The sequence below is a fragment of the Leifsonia sp. Soil_N53 genome, from assembly GCF_057655165.1.
Genome location: NZ_JBDGMM010000062.1, coordinates 100,261 through 114,046 on the forward strand (window position 1 = coordinate 100,261; position 13,786 = coordinate 114,046).

Genomic DNA, 13,786 nt, shown 5'->3' on the forward strand with positions numbered 1-13,786 from the left:
TCTGCGTGTGGTGACTAGTTGCGTGCGATCGCGAGCAGACGCAGGATCTCGAGGTACAGCCAGATGACCGTGACCATGATTCCGAACGCGCCGGACCAGCCGTAGATACGCGGCGCGCGGTTCTTGACGCCGCGCTGGATGAAGTCGAAGTCGAGCACCAGCGAGTAGGCGCCCATGATGACGACGAGCACGCCGATGAGCACACCGAGCGGGATGCCGAAGATCTTGACGTCGCTGCTGAGACCGAACGCGCTGTTGGTGACTCCGGTCCACATCAGGACGACGTTGACGAGAGAGTACGCCAGGTAGCCGAACATCGCGATCAGGAAGATCTTGGTGGCCTTGGCCGAGGCGCGGATCTTGCCGGAGGCGAAGAGCGCAAGGGTCACGCCCACGACCGCGAGGGTGCCGATGACCGCCTGGATGACGATGCCCGGGTAGAGCGACTCGAAAACCGCCGAGATGCCGCCCACGAAGAGGCCCTGCACACCGGCGTAGCTCAGGATGAGCGCGGGCGACGGCTTCTTCTTGAAGATGTTGACCAGCGCGAGGACGAAGCCCACGATCGCCGCGGGAAGGGCGAGCCCGGGGACCATCCAGCCGACGACCGCGCCCGCGACGAGGAGCGCGAACGAGATCGCGCTCTTGTTGATCGTGTCCTCGATCGTCATGCGATCGGTGTCCACGGAGGTCGCGGACGGCGCCTGATACATCTGCTCGAGGTTCTCGGCGCTGACCGTGCTAGCCGTCGCCGCCTGCCCGTTGTTCTGGAAGGCCGGATTCGTGGAGAATGCCGGGTTGGTGAGTGCCATGGGTTCCTCGCTTTGTCGGGGACCGCTTACGGTCTCGGTGCGTCCAACCTATCGGGTTGTTTTCTGAGAGTTCTGACAGATTGCCATGAATCGAGTGCGACAGCGCCCGCGCGCGCCAGCCACGCGGAGCCCACCACGACCGCCGTGCTCACCAGGATCGTGATCCAGCCCTGCGCGTAGGTCGTCACGAACAGGGGGAGCAGCAGGCTGGAGGCGATCGGCAGCAGGAGCACGGCGAACGTCGGCAGAGGCCGCAGGCGCACGAGCAGCCACGCCGCCAGGACGATGGCGTAGCACCAGGCGAAGGCGGAGCCGCCGAGCATGAGCCAGGTGAAGCCGAGCACCGGGACGACCACGGCGACCCTCCGGCCGATCGTGGAGGGCAGTACCGCCCAGCCCGCCGGCTGCATGATCGACCCGACCAGGAGGAACGGCAGGCTGTACGCGGTGGTCGCGAGGACGCACGCCGTGCCGACGACGATCATCGCGAGCCCGGCGATCCAGCGGCCGCGGTACGTGCCCCAGTGCAGGCGGAGCGAACGCGTCGGCTCGCTCCAGCCGCCGGGCGCCTTCGGGCGCTCGGGGAGGGTGGCCGGCGCGGCCGGGGTCGGGGTCGGGAGGCCGTCGGGGTCGGGCACACTCCGATTGTGTCACCCGCACGTGCGCACCGGAACGGATTCGACGCCCGACTAGGATCACCACATGCGCGCCCGCTCGAGACCCTCCGTGATCGGTCACCGGGGTGCGCCCGGGTACCGGCCGGAGCACACCCGTGCGGCGTACGAGCTGGCGTTCGCCCTCGGCGCCGACTCCGTCGAGCCCGATCTGGTCGCCACGAAGGACGGCGTCCTGGTCGTGCGGCACGAGAACGAGATCTCTGGCACGACCAACGTGGCGGAGCATCCCGAGTTCGCCGGCCGGCGCACGACCAAGGAGGTCGACGGGCTGCCGCTGACGGGCTGGTTCACCGAGGACTTCACGTGGGCCGAGCTGGCCACGCTCCGGGCGCGGGAGCGCGTGCCGGACCTGCGTCACGCCAGCGCGACCTTCGACGACCGTTACCCGATCCTCCGGCTCGCGGACGTGCTGGAGATCGTCGACGGGGCCTCCGACGCGGCCGGCAGGGCGCTGGGCCTGGTCGCCGAGCTGAAGCACGCCACCTACTTCGAGGCGGCGGGCCTCCCGCTGCACGAGCTGTTCCTGGGCGAGCTCGCCGCGGCGGGCTGGTCCGAGCATCCCGGGCTGGTGGCGGAGAGCTTCGAGAAGACGGTGCTCGGCCGTCTCCACGACGGCGGCTTCCGCGGGCGGCGCGTCTACCTGCTGGAGGCGGAGGGCGCGCCGGCGGACCGCGTCGCGTCGTTGGGCGCTGCGGCCCCCGGCTACGCCTCCGACCTGACCCTCCGCGGGCTCTACGCACTCGGCTCGGCGGCCTCGCCTGCGGAGCGGGTCGACGGGATCAGCGTGGACGTCTCCCAGATCCTGCACTCCGGCTCCGTGGCGGTCGGCCTGTTCGGCGAGGACGAGGGCGGGGTCGACATCGGCGCCGTCACCTCGGACCTGGTCGACCTCGCGCACTCCGCCGGGCTGTTCGTCTATTGCTGGACCCTCCGGCCGGAGAACGGGATGCTGCCGGCCGAGTTCCGGACGGCCGGCCGCGACGACGAGTGGGGGGACTGGCGGCGGCTGTTCGCGATCCTGCTCCACTCGGGCGTCGACGGGGTCTTCGCCGACCACCCCGACCTCGCGGTGGCCGTGCGCGACGGGCGGTGAGCCGCCAGGGGCGTGGCCGGTCGCGGCTCGGTTCCCGGCGGCGATGACGGTGGCGGCGGCTAAAATGGCTGGAGACATGACGAGCCTCCCCGACGCCCCCTCCTCCACTTCCGCGGTGCCCTCCTCCGTGCCGATCATCCTCGACGGCTGGGAGGGCGACGCGCGCCCCGGCGAGGGCGCGTCGCGCGGCGGATCCGGGGACGGGAACGGCGGGCGCCGGGGGCCGAACGAGCGCCTGTTCGCCGGGCTGAATCCGCAGCAGCGCGAGGCGGCCGAGTACAGGGGCGCCGCGCTGCTCATCGTCGCGGGCGCCGGCTCAGGCAAGACCAGCGTCCTGACCCGGCGCATCGCCGGGCTCATCGAGAGCCGGGAGGCGTGGCCGAGCGAGATCCTCGCGATCACGTTCACGAACAAGGCGGCCAACGAGATGCGCGAGCGCGTCGAGCAGCTGCTCGGCGGCCGGGCGCAGGGCATGTGGATCTCGACGTTCCACTCGGCGTGCGTCCGGATCCTGCGCCGCGAGGCCGAGACGATCGGCAAGACGCAGAGCTTCACCATCTACGACTCCGGCGACACCCGCGCGCTGCTCAAGCGGATCATCAAGGAGCTCGACGCCGACACGCTCGGCTTCACCGTGGCGGGCACCTCCGGCCGCATCTCCAAGCTCAAGAACGAGCTCACCGACATCGAGACGTTCGCGCGCTCGGCCAACCTGAGCGACCCGCAGGAGGTGATGTTCCTCGAGATCTTCCGGCAGTACACCCGCGCGCTCCGGCGCGCGAACGCCTTCGACTTCGACGACCTCATCGCCGAGACGGTCTTCCTGTTCCGGGCCTTCCCGAAGGTGGCGGCGCTCTACCAGACCCGGTTCCGGCACCTCCTGGTCGACGAGTACCAGGACACCAACCACGCCCAGTACGCGCTCATCCGCGAGCTGACGATGCCGGTCGCGCCCGACATCGCCGAGGAGATGGAGCAGCACGGCCGCAACGTCAGCAAGCTGCGCGACGTGGTCGGCGCGGTCCCAGGGGCCTCCCTCACCGTGGTGGGCGACTCGGACCAGTCGATCTACGCGTTCCGCGGCGCGGACATCCGCAACATCGTGGAGTTCGAGCGCGACTTCCCCGGCGCCAAGGTCGTGCTGCTGGAGCAGAACTACCGGTCGACCCAGAACATCCTGAGCGCGGCCAACGCCGTGATCGCCAACAACTTCGACCGCAAGGACAAGAAGCTGTGGACGGCGGTCGGCGACGGCGACAAGATCGTGGGCTACACCGGCTACTCCGGTCACGACGAGGCACAGTTCGTCGCCGACGAGATCGAGAAGCTGCACGCCGCGGGCATGGACTACAAGGACATCGCGGTGTTCTACCGGACCAACGCCCAGACCCGTGCGCTGGAGGAGATCTTCATCCGCTCGGCGCTGCCGTACAAGGTTATGGGCGGGACGAAGTTCTACGAGCGCGCCGAGATCAAGGACGCGATGGCGTATCTGATCACCGTCGCCAACCCGGACGACACCCTGGCGCTGCGCCGCATCCTGAACACGCCCAAGCGCGGCATCGGGCCGGCGACCGAGACGCAGCTCGCCAGCTACGCGGAGGACAACGGCTTCACGTTCCGCGACGCCATGCGCGACGCCGGCTCGCTCGGCCTCGGCCCCAAGGTGACCGGCGCGATCCTGCAGCTCTCCGGGATGCTCGACGAGGCGACGGCGAAGGTCGACCCGGCCAATCCGGCGGGGGTCGCCGCGGTCGCGGACGTGCTCACCTTCCTGCTCGACGGCAGCGGCTACCTCGACGTGCTCCGCAAGAGCCGCGATCCGCAGGACGAGGCGCGAGCGGAGAACGTGGACGAGCTCGTCGCGGTGACCCGCGAGTTCGCGCGGAACAACCCGGACGGCACGCTGGTCGACTTCCTCACCGAGGTGTCGCTGGTCGCGGCGGCGGACGAGATCGACGACTCCAGCGGCTCGGTGTCGCTGATGACGCTGCACACGGCCAAGGGGCTGGAGTACGACGCGGTGTTCCTGACGGGCATCGAGGAGGACCTCCTGCCGCACCGCATGTCGGCCAACGAGCCCGGCGGACCGGCGGAGGAGCGGCGGCTGTTCTACGTGGGGATCACGCGCGCCAAGAAGCGCCTGTTCCTCTCGCTCGCGATGACGCGGGCGCAGTTCGGCGAGACGGCGGTGGCGATGCCGAGCCGGTACCTGCAGGAGATCCCGGCGGACCTGATCGACTGGCGGCAGTCGCCCGGCGCGGCCAACGGGCGCGGCGGTTCGCAGTCGCGCGCGCTGAACGCACGCAGGCCGGGGCTGGCCGGTGGGACCGGGGGCCGCTGGAACGAGAGCTACCCGGTCGGCGGAAGCGCGCCGGCTGAGCGCCCGAAGGCGGAATGGCCGAACCGGGTGACCGGCAAGGTCCGCGACAACGGCGACCTGGAGCTCGCGCCGGGCGACCGGATCCGGCACGCGGACTTCGGCGACGGCCGGGTGACCAACGTCACCGGCGAGGGCGCCAAGCGCGTCGCGCACGTGCAGTTCGAGAAGGTGGGCGCGAAGAAGCTCCTCATCAAGATCGCACCGATCGACAAGCTGTGAGGCAGCGGCTCGCATCGCTGAGCGTCGAGGTCGGCCTCCGGGCCGCCGCAGCCGTCGCGGTGCCGCTGCTGGTGCTGCTCCTCGTCGGGCGGCTCGACCTCGCCGCCTACGCGACCTTCGGCGCGTTCACTGCGCTGTACGGCCGGAACGAGCCTTACCGGCTCCGCCTCCGCAGTGTCTCGGTGGCCGCGGTCGCGCTGCTGGTGAGCATCGCGCTGGGCGTCGCGGTCGCGGTGGCGGGGGAGCCGCTGTGGCTCGTGACGGTGCTCCTCGTCGTCGTGGTCGTGGTCGGGACGTTCCTGGCGACCGCCTTCCAGCTCCTCCCCGCCCAGCCGCTCTTCTTCGTGTTCGCGCTGCTGGTGTGCGCGGCGATCCCCACACCGCCTGCGGAGGCGTGGGGCAGGATCGGGCTCGCCGCCTGCGTCGCCGCGTTCTCCTGGCTGCTGACGATGTCCGGCTGGCTGCTGCGCCGGTGGGCGGGCGACCGCGCCGCGCGCACCGGCGCGGTCCTGCTCAAGAAGCTGCACCGCCGCCCCGGCGTCGATGCGACCGTCCTGCGGGACCGCCGCGTCTGGCTGACCGCCGCGCAGAACGCCGTCGGCGCCCTCCTCGCGGGAGGCCTCGCCCTCGCCTTCGGGCTGGGCCACGCGTACTGGGCCGTCGTGAGCCTGGTCGCCGTCATCCCTCCCGCGCGCGCCGCGCACTCGCTCTCCCGGTCGCTCCATCGGATCCTCGGCACCATCGGCGGCGTGGTGGTGGCCGCGCTCGTCCTGGTGTGGTCGCCGCCGGCGCTGGTCGTGATCGCGGTGATCGTGGTCTGCCAGTTCTTCGCGGAGATGCTGGTCGGCCGTCACTACGGTTACGCGCTGCTCTTCATCACCCCGATGGCGCTCGCCGTCTCGCACCTGGCGTCCCCGGCGCCGATCGGCTCACTGGTCCTCGACCGCGTGCTGGAGACGGTGCTCGGCGCCGGCATCGGGATCGCCCTGGTGCTGCTGGCGCGCCTGGTCGAACGGTCGCGCGGTCTGGCCGTCTAACCCGTCCCTTCGGCTCCCGTCCCCTCGGCAAGCGAACGCCGCAGGCGGTGCAGGTACACGTCGCGCGGCCGATTCCGGAGACTCTGGGGGAGCCGCGGATACACCGCCGCCGCCCACCGCATCCTCCGCTCGAAGCGGCGCTCGGCCGACGGACCCCACGACAGCCGGAACTGGTCCCGCACGCTCGGCGGCAGCAGTCCGGCCGTGACGATCCGCGCGTCCGGCAGCGCGGCCCGCAACCAGAGGGGCACGCCGCGGGGGTGCAGGATCTGCCCGGCCACCGCCCGCGTGGCGTCGGTCACCCGCAGCCGCCGCACCGTCTCGTCCCAGTAGTCCCGGAACCCCGCCTCGGTCGCCGGCCAGTCCTGCGGACCGAGTTGCAGTCCGCCTCCCCAGCGGGTGGCCTCGCGGTAGAGCTCCTCGCGGGAGGTGGGGCTGGGCGGTCCGAAGATCCGCTCGTTCAGGCCGACCATCGTCGCGTAGAGGGTCGCGGCCACCCAGAGCTGCAGCTCCGGATCGAACGCGCTGTAGGCCGGCTCGCCGCCGCTGGCGGCCGCTCCGCGGACCGGGGCGTGCGCCCGGTTGACCCGCCTGCGGACCGCGTCGAACTCCTCCGGGGTCGCGAACGTCGCGGCGTAGATGAAGGTCATGGTGCCGTGGAACCGATCCATCATCCGGTTGGCGAAGTCGCTGTGCTCCACGACGCCGCGCCCGACGGCGGGGTGCGCGATCTGCAGCAGGAGGGCCCGGCCCCCACCGGCGAGACAGAGCGCCTCGCCGGTGAGCTGCCGGAATGTGAGCTCCCGAGTCCCGGGGAGGTCGCGGACTGTGCGCGCACCCGTCATACCTCCATACTGCAACGGGACACCGCGTCGACGCGACGCCACCGATTCCGGCGACGCCGGCCCCACGCCAGGCCGGTCGCCAGCACGCCCGCTCCTGCCAGGCCGCCGCTCAGCGCGATCGGCCAGCCTGCCAGGTCGGCACCGGTGTCGGCGAGGGCGGCGGGCGCCACCGTCGCCGGATCAGCCGGTCGCTCGGGCGCCGGACCGACGGGCTCCGAAGCCAGAGTGATCTCGGCGGCCACCCCGAACGCCGACTGCCACGCCCGCATCCGCTCACCCCCCGCTCCAGCGCCCAGGCGCGACGGTTCGATCCGCTCGGTCCACACGTAGTGACCCGCGGCAGGGAGGGCGCACGCCGGGGTGTCGTACTCGCCCGTGCCGTTCACCGCGGTCTCGACCGTGCAGACCGCAGGTGCGCCGTCTGGCACGGCGGCGGCGTGCGCGATGGGGCCGGGGAACGGGCCCCACAGCGTGCTCTCGACCACCGCCTCCACCGGCTCGAACCCGTCGTCCACCGAGCGCACGCCCCAGGAGGGCAGCAGCCCGTCCGCGGTGTCGACCGACACGGTGAGGCGATCGTGGATCAGCGCGCCCGGAACGGCCTCCGGTGCGCTCGTCACCGTGGAGACGACCGGCTGGAACGGCAGCGGAGACGGCCCCGTCGTGGCGGCAGCGGCCCGGGCCTCTGCGGTCGCGGGCACCGCCACGAGCACGGCCTGCGCGTCGCCGTGCGGCGCCGCGACCAGCAGGCGGTCGCCGTACGGGAGCCCGTCGAGGGCCGCCGTTGCGCTCACCGCCACACTCGGCCCGTCGCCCGTCGCGACGATCTCGACATCCGTGCCGGTCGGCAGCTCGGCGTCGCGGCCGCCGTCCGGGAACGTCGCGCCGTCGAGCGACACCCGTGCCCGGTGCGCTCCCGGCTCGATGAGCTCCGCGCCGGAGGGCCCCACCACGGTGAGCTCGACGCGGATCCGGCCCGGCCCGGTCTCGGCCAGTTCGAGCACGGCGTCGGCCCGCACCGACGTCGACCCGAGCCGCGCGGCCTCCGCCACCATCTCGTGCGCCCGGGCGAGCACGCGGCCGGCGTCGGCGCCAGCGCGGGCCGCCAGCTCCTCCGGCGTGTGGCCGCCGAGGCCCGCGATCAGCCAGGTCGCGAGCTGCCCGGACGCGGCCGTGAGCCGGTCGTCGGTGCCGGCCCACGCGCGGGAGATGTAGGCGAGCGAGGCCGCCTGCTCGGGGGTGTACCAGCCGAGCGACGCGGCGTCCGTGTAGTCGTAGCCGTTGCCGGTGGGGCTCGGCTTGCCGGCGTTCAGGCAGAAGCCCTGGGCGCCGTCGTCGAGCCGGTAGGTGCCGAGCCACCACCCGTCCCGGGAGAGGTAGCCAGGGCCGTGTCCGGCCCCGGACAGCGCCCGGGCGTCGGGTGAGACGGCGAGGGCGTGCAGGATGCCGAGGAAGACGGCGAGGCCGGCGAGGGCGAAGGCGGTCACGAATGTGGAGATGCGATGTGTCATGCCTCCACGGTCGCGGCGGCGGACCGCCGCCGGGCGCCCGCGGCGGAATCCGTGGAGAGGTTCGCCTGCCGTCCGCCCTGTGGAGGAGTAACCGATTCGGGCTGTTCAGTCGGACGCGCTAAAGTTCTCACTGGCGAATTTATCTCGGCGTCGAGCTATTCTCCCGCCGGACCGCCCAGGAGATAACAGCCGGCGCGTCACGAGCGCGCCGGACATCAGCGGATTGGATAACCGTGGATCTATTCGAGTACCAGGCCAGAGACCTGTTTGAGAAGTACGGCGTCCCGGTCCTTCCGGGCATCGTCGCGGACACTCCGGAGGAGGTCCGTGCGGCCGCGGAGAAGCTGGGCGGCGTCACCGTCGTCAAGGCGCAGGTCAAGGTCGGAGGCCGCGGCAAGGCGGGCGGCGTGAAGGTCGCCAAGACGCCGGAGGACGCCGAAGAGGCTGCCAAGGCGATCCTGGGCCTGGACATCAAGGGCCACGTGGTCCGCCGGGTCATGGTCGCCGGGGGTGCGCGCATCGCCCGCGAGTTCTACTTCTCGGTGCTCCTGGACCGGGCCAACCGCTCCTACCTGTCGCTGACGAGCGTCGAGGGCGGCATGGAGATCGAGCAGCTGGCGGTCGAGAAGCCCGAGGCGCTCGCGCGCATCGAGGTCGACCCGCGCGGCGGCATCGACACCGCGAAGGCCACCGAGATCGCGAAGGCCGCGGGCTTCCCCGACGAGCTGGTCGCGAAGGTCGCGGACGTGTTCGTCAAGCTGTACGAGGTCTACACCGGCGAGGACGCGACGCTCGTCGAGGTGAACCCGCTGGTGCTCACCGAGGAGGGCGACATCATCGCCCTCGACGGAAAGGTCACCCTCGACGAGAACGCCGACTTCCGTCACCCCGAGCACGAGGCGCTCGAGGACGCGGACGCCGCGGACCCGCTGGAGGCCAAGGCCAAGAAGGCCGGCCTCAACTACGTCAAGCTCGACGGCCAGGTCGGCATCATCGGCAACGGCGCGGGCCTGGTCATGTCCACGCTCGACGTCGTCGCCTACGCGGGCGAGAAGCACAAGGGCGTCAAGCCGGCGAACTTCCTCGACATCGGCGGCGGCGCGTCCGCCGAGGTGATGGCGGCGGGCCTCGACGTCATCCTCAACGACCCGCAGGTCGAGAGCGTGTTCGTCAACGTCTTCGGCGGCATCACCGCCTGCGACGCGGTCGCGAACGGCATCGTCACGGCGCTGCAGATCCTCGGCGACGAGGCCAACAAGCCCCTGGTCGTGCGCCTCGACGGCAACAAGGTCGACGAGGGCCGCCGCATCCTCACCGAGGCGAACCACCCGCTGGTCACCCTCGCTCTCACCATGGACGAAGGCGCCGACAAGGCCGCCGAGCTGGCCGCGAAGTAAGCAAAGGGCGAATCAGAGAATGTCTATCTTCCTCAACAAGGACTCCAAGGTCATCGTCCAGGGCATCACCGGCGGCGAGGGCACCAAGCACACCGCGCTCATGCTGAAGGCGGGCACCCAGGTCGTCGGCGGCGTCAACGCCCGCAAGGCCGGCACCACCGTGACACACGGCGATGTCGAGCTGCCCGTCTTCGGCACGGTCGTGGAGGCCATCGAGAAGACCGGCGCCGACGTGTCGATCATCTTCGTGCCGCCGGCGTTCGCCAAGGACGCCATGGTGGAGGCCATCGACGTCGAGATCCCGCTGCTGGTCGTCATCACCGAGGGCATCCCGGTGCAGGACTCCGCCGAGGCCTGGGCCTACGCCAAGGAGAAGGGCAACAAGACCCGCATCATCGGCCCGAACTGCCCCGGCATCATCACCCCCGGTGAGTCGCTCGTCGGCATCACCCCGGCGACGATCACCGGCAAGGGCCCGATCGGCCTGGTCTCCAAGTCCGGCACGCTGACCTACCAGATGATGTACGAGCTGGGCGACCTGGGCTTCTCCACCGCCATCGGCATCGGCGGCGACCCGGTCATCGGCACCACGCACATCGACGCGCTCGCCGCGTTCGAGGCCGACCCGGAGACCAAGGCGATCGTCATGATCGGCGAGATCGGCGGCGACGCCGAGGAGCGCGCGGCCGACTTCATCAAGGCCAATGTCACCAAGCCGGTCGTCGGCTACGTGGCCGGCTTCACCGCGCCCGAGGGCAAGACGATGGGCCACGCCGGCGCGATCGTCTCCGGCTCGGCCGGCACGGCGCAGGCGAAGAAGGAGGCCTTGGAGGCCGCGGGCGTGAAGGTCGGCAAGACGCCGTCCGAGACCGCCGCCCTGTTGCGCGAGGTCTACGCGGCGCTGTAATCGCATCGCACGGAACCCCCGATCGGGGCCGGACTCCTCCACGGAGTCCGGCCCCGATCCTTTTGTCCCCAGCCGGTTTCGAGGCCTGCCCGCCGCCCGTGAGGCGGCGCTACAGTGAGCACCACCGTCCGGGAGGGGGATGCGATGCCACGGCCGACCAACGAAGAGCTCGCGCGGCGCGTCGAGGCGCTCGAGTCCGAGAACGCCGCGCTCCGGAGCCGGCTCGACGAGAACGCGACCGAGCCGCTGCCGGAGCTCGTTGCAGCACCCACGCCGAAGCACAAGCGCGGCTGGGCCTGGACCCTGCTGGCCGTCGTGCTCATCGTGATCGGCGCGATCCTCGCGCCCGTCGCCGTGGTGGCCTCGTGGGCGAAGGTGCAGCTCACCGACACGGACTCCTTCGTCGCCACCTACGCGCCGCTCGCGAAGGATCCGGGCGTCCAGGCCTACGTGACGGACGAGGCCGTCAAGGTCATCCAGGAGAAGGTGGACATCCCGCAGCTCACCTCGCAGGTCATCGACGGCATCACCGGGCTCGGGACCGGGCCGGTCGCCACCAAGGCGCTGGACGCCCTCAAGGCGCCGCTGGCCCAGGGACTCGTGTCGCTCATCCAGACCACCGTCAGCCGGTTCGTCGCGTCGGACGCGTTCGCGCAGGTGTGGCAGGAGGCCTTGCGCGCCAGTCACAACCAGCTCATCGCCACGATGCAGGGCGATCCGAAGGCGGCCGTCGCGATCGGCGCGGACGGGTCGGTCGGCATCCAGCTCGGGCCGATCATCGACAGGGTCAAGCAGCTGCTCGTCGACCAGGGCATCTCGTTCGCGTCGCGCATCCCGACGATCGACAAGACGATCACCGTCGCGCAGAACTCGTCGATCCCGACGCTGCAGGTGTTCTACAACCTCGCGATCGTCGCCGGGGCGTGGCTGCCCTGGGTCTCGATCGGACTGCTCGCCCTGGGCGTCATCGTGGCGCGGCGACGCGCGCTCGCGCTGATCGGCGCGGCGTCGGCTCTCGCCATCGCGATGATCGTCGTCGTGTCCGCGATAGCGATAGGCAGGATCGTGTTCATCGCCTCGGCCTCCCCGGCGCTGGTGCCCGCGGGAGTCGCGTCGACGCTCTACGTGACCGTGTCCACGGCGATGAAGGACACCGGGGTCGCGGTGCTCGTGCTCGCGATCGTCGTGGCGCTCGTCGCGTGGTTCTCGGGGCCGTTCGGCGTCCCGCGCAAGCTGCGGGGCTTCTTCGGATCGGGCGTCACCTGGGTCAGGGAGTCCGCCGAGCAGCACGGCATCACGACCGGCCGGGTCGGGGAGTGGTTCTACGCCCAGCGGGTCCTGCTGCGGGCCGCGGTCGCGGTCATCGCGGCGGCGGTGGTCCTGTTCGTGCGACCGCTCACGCCGTCGCTCATCATCTGGACGCTGGTGATCGCGGCGGTCGTGATCGCGATCCTCGAGCTCGTCCAGCGCCCCGTCGTCACGGTGCCCGAGAATGCCGACGACGACACCCCGGTGATGACCGTCTCCTGAGGGCCGAAGTGTCTGCGGGGCGCGCGCCTCCGCGCCCGGTAGGCTCCATCCGGTCATGAATCGCACAACCGTCGCCCTGCTCGCCGCGCTCGAGGCGGCCATCGTCGCGGCGATCGGTCTGGCGATCTGTCTCGTGCCGCTCACCGTGCTGTGGGCGGCCCAGTACCATCTCGCGGGCGATTTCGCGATCGTCTGGCGGGCGACGGCGGACATCTGGCTGGTCGGGCACGGCGTCAACCTCACGGTGACCCTCGACCCGCAGCTCGTCGGGTCGCTCGGCCTCGCGGCCGCCGCGACGCCGTTCCAGGTCACGATCGCCCTGCTGGGCTTCGCCGCCCTCACCGCGGGTCTGGGCGTGCGCACCGGGTCGAGGGCCGCGGAGACGGCGTTCCGCGCGACCGGCGCGGTCTCCGCACTCGCGGTGTTCTTCCTGATCTCCGTCGTGGTGACCCTGACGGCCGGCAGCCCGATCGTGCAGCCCTCCTTGTGGCAGGGCCTCGTGCTCCCGACCTTCGCCTACGCGCTCGGCATCGGGATCGGCCTCGTCTTCGCGGCGCTCCGCGGCGTGCGGGAGCAGTCCCAGGACGGTGGAGGCGACCGGACGGCCGACGGCGCTCCGGCATCGGCGCAGGCCAGGGGAGGGGCCGCACCCGTCGCGACAGCGGTCCGCTCCCGGGTGGCCGCGGTCCCCGCTCCGGTCCGCACCGCGGTCCTCGGCGCCCTGCGCGCCGGAAGCGCCGCGACCGCCATCGTCATCGGGCTGTCCGCCCTCCTGCTCACCCTGCTCATCTTCGGCAACTACGGCGCGATCATCGGCCTGTACGAACAGCTGCAGACGGGGGTCGCCGGGGGCATCGCCTTGACCATCGCCCAGCTCGCCTTCCTGCCGAACCTCGTGATCTGGCTGATGTCGTGGCTGGTCGGGCCCGGGTTCGCCATCGGCACCGGCTCCACGGTCAGCCCGATCGGCACGGCGCTCGGACCGCTCCCCGGGGTGCCGCTGTTCGGCGTCATCCCGGCGCACGGCTACGCCTTCGGGCTCGCGGGCGTGGTGGTGCCCCTGCTGGCGGGGTTCCTCGCGGCTGCGCTGCTGCGCGCCACCAGGAGGGCGCAGCCCGACGGAGCGCTCGCGCTCATGCTCACCGCTCTCGGCATCGGGGTCGTCGCGGGGATCGAGCTCGGCCTGCTGGCCTGGTGGTCCTCCGGGGCGCTCGGCCCCGGCCGGCTGCACGACGTCGGGCCGAACCCGTGGCTGGTCGGCGCGCTGGCAGCTGCTGAGGTGGCGGTGGCCGCGGTGATCGGGCTGCTGGCGGGGCGCCGCGTCCGGCGCTGAGCGGGCGTCGGCCGTTCCGTGGTCCGACCGCGCCCCGCCGGA

At 71.6% G+C, this 13,786-nt stretch carries 11 protein-coding genes; 7 read left to right on the forward strand and 4 right to left on the reverse strand.

The window, feature by feature from the left end; all coding sequences use genetic code 11:
- Positions 1-14: 14 nt before the first annotated feature.
- Together AC3A3H_RS11815 and AC3A3H_RS11820 are read right to left on the reverse strand one after the other, a co-directional pair.
- The gene (locus tag AC3A3H_RS11815) at positions 15-812 is read right to left on the reverse strand and encodes a Bax inhibitor-1/YccA family protein (protein WP_487614740.1); all 798 of its coding nucleotides are present in this window, start codon (positions 810-812) and stop codon (positions 15-17) included.
- 26 nt (positions 813-838) lie between these two features.
- Positions 839-1,450: a hypothetical protein gene (locus tag AC3A3H_RS11820; RefSeq protein WP_487614741.1), complete on the reverse strand. Its 612-nt coding sequence runs from the start codon at positions 1,448-1,450 to the stop codon at positions 839-841.
- 64 nt (positions 1,451-1,514) lie between these two features.
- Here AC3A3H_RS11820 and AC3A3H_RS11825 point away from each other — a divergent pair, with 64 nt between their 5' ends.
- From AC3A3H_RS11825 to AC3A3H_RS11835, 3 genes are all read left to right on the forward strand, one after another.
- Positions 1,515-2,582 (forward strand): glycerophosphodiester phosphodiesterase family protein, encoded by a 1,068-nt coding sequence (locus AC3A3H_RS11825; protein ID WP_487614742.1) that lies wholly within the window; start codon positions 1,515-1,517, stop codon positions 2,580-2,582.
- A gap of 76 nt (positions 2,583-2,658) precedes the next feature.
- Positions 2,659-5,184: an ATP-dependent helicase gene (locus AC3A3H_RS11830; RefSeq protein ID WP_487614743.1), complete on the forward strand. Its 2,526-nt coding sequence runs from the start codon at positions 2,659-2,661 to the stop codon at positions 5,182-5,184.
- Positions 5,181-6,221, forward strand: a complete 1,041-nt coding sequence (locus AC3A3H_RS11835; RefSeq protein ID WP_487614744.1) for an FUSC family protein — start codon at positions 5,181-5,183, stop codon at positions 6,219-6,221. The genes AC3A3H_RS11830 and AC3A3H_RS11835 overlap by 4 nt, the downstream gene beginning before the upstream one ends.
- Here the strand turns inward: AC3A3H_RS11835 and AC3A3H_RS11840 are convergent.
- On the reverse strand, positions 6,218-7,066 hold the full coding sequence (locus AC3A3H_RS11840) for an oxygenase MpaB family protein (RefSeq protein ID WP_487614745.1): 849 nt from the start codon (positions 7,064-7,066) through the stop codon (positions 6,218-6,220). The two genes, AC3A3H_RS11835 and AC3A3H_RS11840, sit on opposite strands and share 4 nt — an antisense overlap.
- A complete protein-coding gene (locus AC3A3H_RS11845; RefSeq protein WP_487614746.1) occupies positions 7,063-8,577 on the reverse strand; it encodes a hypothetical protein in 1,515 nt (504 codons plus the stop codon). Before AC3A3H_RS11845 ends, AC3A3H_RS11840 begins: the two co-directional genes overlap by 4 nt.
- Before the next feature lie 233 nt (positions 8,578-8,810).
- Here AC3A3H_RS11845 and sucC point away from each other — a divergent pair, with 233 nt between their 5' ends.
- From sucC to AC3A3H_RS11865, 4 genes are all read left to right on the forward strand, one after another.
- Positions 8,811-9,974, forward strand: coding sequence for an ADP-forming succinate--CoA ligase subunit beta (gene sucC / locus AC3A3H_RS11850; RefSeq protein ID WP_487614747.1), 1,164 nt, complete (start codon positions 8,811-8,813; stop codon positions 9,972-9,974).
- 19 nt (positions 9,975-9,993) lie between these two features.
- Positions 9,994-10,881, forward strand: a complete 888-nt coding sequence (sucD, locus tag AC3A3H_RS11855) for a succinate--CoA ligase subunit alpha (RefSeq protein WP_487614748.1) — start codon at positions 9,994-9,996, stop codon at positions 10,879-10,881.
- A 114-nt stretch (positions 10,882-10,995) separates the two neighbouring features.
- Complete coding sequence (locus tag AC3A3H_RS11860) at positions 10,996-12,411, forward strand: hypothetical protein (protein WP_487614749.1); 1,416 nt, start codon at positions 10,996-10,998, stop codon at positions 12,409-12,411.
- Positions 12,412-12,466: 55 nt separating this feature from the next.
- Complete coding sequence (locus tag AC3A3H_RS11865; protein ID WP_487614750.1) at positions 12,467-13,744, forward strand: cell division protein PerM; 1,278 nt, start codon at positions 12,467-12,469, stop codon at positions 13,742-13,744.
- The last annotated feature ends 42 nt before the right edge of the window (positions 13,745-13,786 follow it).